5 protein-coding genes are annotated in these 2,939 nt (G+C 56.0%); 2 read left to right on the forward strand and 3 right to left on the reverse strand.

Translation table 11 applies throughout. From position 1 onward, the window contains the following. Together ACE3OH_RS19295 and ACE3OH_RS19300 are read right to left on the reverse strand one after the other, a co-directional pair. The coding region (locus ACE3OH_RS19295; RefSeq protein WP_374357020.1) for a hypothetical protein at positions 1-683 on the reverse strand (683 nt) is incomplete at its 3' end. Further along, positions 652-1,506 carry a hypothetical protein gene (locus ACE3OH_RS19300; protein WP_374357022.1) on the reverse strand — a complete coding sequence of 285 codons (855 nt, stop codon included), beginning with the start codon at positions 1,504-1,506 and terminating at the stop codon, positions 652-654. The genes ACE3OH_RS19295 and ACE3OH_RS19300, both read right to left, overlap by 32 nt. Before the next feature lie 145 nt (positions 1,507-1,651). Here ACE3OH_RS19300 and ACE3OH_RS19305 point away from each other — a divergent pair, with 145 nt between their 5' ends. After that, the gene (locus tag ACE3OH_RS19305) at positions 1,652-2,047 is read left to right on the forward strand and encodes a helix-turn-helix domain-containing protein (RefSeq protein WP_374357024.1); all 396 of its coding nucleotides are present in this window, start codon (positions 1,652-1,654) and stop codon (positions 2,045-2,047) included. Here ACE3OH_RS19305 and ACE3OH_RS19310 read toward each other — a convergent pair. Further along, entirely contained in the window at positions 2,016-2,597 is a 582-nt protein-coding gene (locus ACE3OH_RS19310; RefSeq protein WP_374357026.1) for a helix-turn-helix domain-containing protein, read from the reverse strand. The two genes, ACE3OH_RS19305 and ACE3OH_RS19310, sit on opposite strands and share 32 nt — an antisense overlap. 101 nt (positions 2,598-2,698) lie before the next feature. Here ACE3OH_RS19310 and ACE3OH_RS19315 point away from each other — a divergent pair. Next, a partial coding sequence (locus ACE3OH_RS19315) for a YdaS family helix-turn-helix protein (RefSeq protein ID WP_374357028.1) occupies positions 2,699-2,939 on the forward strand: 241 nt, incomplete at its 3' end.

Raw genomic sequence — 2,939 nt, forward strand, 5'->3', positions numbered from 1 at the left:
ACAAAAGCAGCTGCGTCTGTGCTGTCGGTGCGAATTGACAGATCGATTAGCGCCAACTTGGTCGCCTCGTCGCGGTCTAGCCTGTCATCGGACGGATGTATGATGGCTGCTGTTCGCTCGTCCTTCGTGATAAGCAGCATATCCTGCAGCTCTTGCAGTTTCACACTGCCGAGAACGCCTTCGCCAAGCGCTGCGAGTACGCCGGCAAACGGTCGCGGGTTTTCCGCATTGCCGCCCGAAGTCATTGGCTTGTCGTCTGGCCCACGGAAAAAATTGACGTGGGCATCCCACATATTCTCTAGGGCGGCCAAAGGTGTAGGGTAATGCCAGGCGAGCTTTGGGCCGTAGATCAACATTGACGGCGCAGGGCTTTCATCGTCGCCCTGATCCATTACCTCTTTGGCGTCATTGATAACCTCGATCCAGTCATCAATGGTCAATTCGGAATACTGCATCTTGAGCGGCTCAAGGTCGGCGAAACGGTACAAAATGGTGCCAGGAGGATAGCCGTTGCCGCTGTCTACTCGCACAGCGACGCCTACAGCGCCCTGCTCCAGACTTGTCGGCACGCCGCGCAATGAGATGCCCCAGCGAACACCGCGACAGCCTTCAGGCGCGATACGATCAGGATCAACCCCGGCAAGCAGTCGATCAACTAAGCGCAAATTCTTTTCGGTTGGCATGAATAGCTCCCGGCAGCCAAGGTAGTTGCGCCCGATTCTTCAAGGTGCGGATCAGGTTATAGACCAGACCGCCGTCCTCAAGTATCCGGGTCAGCTCCTTTGTTAAAAACTCCTCTGCCTGCTCAAGCACTGCTAGATGTTGCTGCGCGGCGCTGGCTATTCTTTTGATTGCCGCGTTATTCGGTGCGGCGCCGTATGTTGCGGCTGAAAGCTTGTTATAGACCTGACACGTTGGCGATGTTGGCAGCAATGCTTCTAAGCCTTCAATCGTCAACGTCGGCCGATCTTCTGACAGACAAAGACATCCACCGCCATCGATTATACCGAATCGCACTGCGGAAGATGACATTGGTATATACACCAAGTTGCTTTTGTTGGCGTCTGAGTTTGCCAACCACTCCATCAAAGCAATGGCCTCATCAACCTGAACCCACTTGCGGAGCTTGGTTTTGGACGGATAAGGACGGCGCGCAGATGGTGGCGCATCTCCGATCAGCGAGGATGTCGCAAAGCACGGAACGAAGTCGCCCCACACCCCTTCCCAATCGAAGTCCCATACCTCGGCAAGCGCCGAGGCCGGTACGAGCACCAGACAGGCCCAATCGGGCGCATCAAGGCCACGCAAGCGAGACAGACCCCAAAGCAATATCTCGCCGACCAGGCGATCGCCAGCAGTCGGATAGGCTTTAATGTAGCACTGGTGTACTTTGCCCGCGCCGTCGTCGATCTCGCCTTGCGAAACGCAGGCCGAAAAACCAAAGAGTGGAGCCGTAAAGCCGCGAAAATTGGGCGCTGAGTAAATTTGAAGTGGTTCTAGTCGCAAAGCATCAAAAGTATGGCAATGCCTGATGTAACAGGCGGAAAATAAAGGAATTTCAGCGATCGTCGCGTAGTTTAGCCGAGCATGCTATCTGAAAACCGATAGAATATAAGCGCAATCCGATAGACGGCACTGGGACAATCCGAGCATGGGACGCTCGGACATCAAAACAACACTGGCAGACAACCTACGCGCTCTGATGGCGCGTTCGAATACGCTAAAGACGCAAAGCGCGCTGTCGAGAAAATCCGGCGTAGCGCAATCCACGATCAGCGCAATGCTGCAGGACGGGCCAGGAAGCGCGGGTCGAACACTCGAAAAACTTGATGCAGTGGCCGATGCGCTTGGCGTGTCGGCCGCAAATTTGCTGACGCCTCGCTGCCCGGCATCAAACGTGCAAATGGATATCCCTATAGAGGTAGAGCCGTTGGTCACTGCACTGATTGAGCTATATGCAGATGGCAAGACGACTCAGGATCAGATCGACGCAATCCGTGACATCCTGCGCGCGCTCAAGTCGCTTGGCGCTTCCCGCGCCAGTTAACGCTGGCCAGCTCCGGCGCTCCGGTATTCGCAAGGGAGGCATTGGCCCGCTCCAGGCGCTGCTTCACATCTGCCGGCGGCAGATGCATGCCTCGCTCGAAGGCCCGCAGCATCGATGCGATCGAGTCAACCATATCAGGCTGTAGCGTGCGGCGCTGCAACATCCGCTCAAGCTGAGTGACCACAGGCTCTATTTCGTAATGCACCGCCGATTCGCGGATGGTGTGGCCCGGCGCTGCGCTGGCTGCCAAGCCGATTACCTCGTCAATGCGGGCCGCATCAATCTTGCGCGAGCAAAACAGCTCGACCAGCGCAGCTATCTGCTGGCGTATCTGCATCGGCACGGCCACTTCGGCAACATCTTCCCCGGTTAAAAACCACTCCATCGACCGGCCGAGTTCTTTGGACAGCGTCAACAGGTTCGACGAGCTGATCGAGCCGGTCTTGATTGCGCTGTTGATTGCCGCTGGCGACATGCCTATGGCCTGTGCGACATCGCGCTGCGTGCGGCCTGATGCCTTGATGGCCATGAGGATGCGATCACCAATCATTGGGTCAGTCGTTGGGCGCGGCATAGTGGTAACTCCAGAAGAATTTAGTTTTTCTTGATTTCGGGCTTTACACAAAATCAAGTTCTGCTTAGTATTTGCACATGGATACCAAAACCCCTCCATGCGTGACGGCGATGGCCTGTCAGGCAACCATCAAGTATGCGTGCAACCTGCTCGGTGGCCAGAATGAACTGGCCTCGCTGCTCGGCGTGTCTGCTGCACACGTCAGCAACTGGACTAGGGGGCACGCATTGGTCAACAAACGCCGAGCGATACAGGTGGAGTCTGCCTTGAAAGGGGCTGTGACTCGAATGCATTTGCGTCCTGACATTGCTTGGCACC

The organism is Chitinimonas sp. (genome assembly GCF_041904975.1).
In the GTDB taxonomy this organism is placed as follows: Bacteria; Pseudomonadota; Gammaproteobacteria; order Burkholderiales; family Chitinimonadaceae; genus Chitinimonas.

What these genes read in the sequence shown, in the direction of transcription:
- ACE3OH_RS19305 (WP_374357024.1), top strand. Translation starts at nt 1,652, where the DNA reads ATGGGACGCTCGGACATCAAAACAACACTGGCAGACAACCTACGCGCT.
- ACE3OH_RS19310 (WP_374357026.1), bottom strand. Translation starts at nt 2,597, where the DNA reads ATGATTGGTGATCGCATCCTCATGGCCATCAAGGCATCAGGCCGCACG.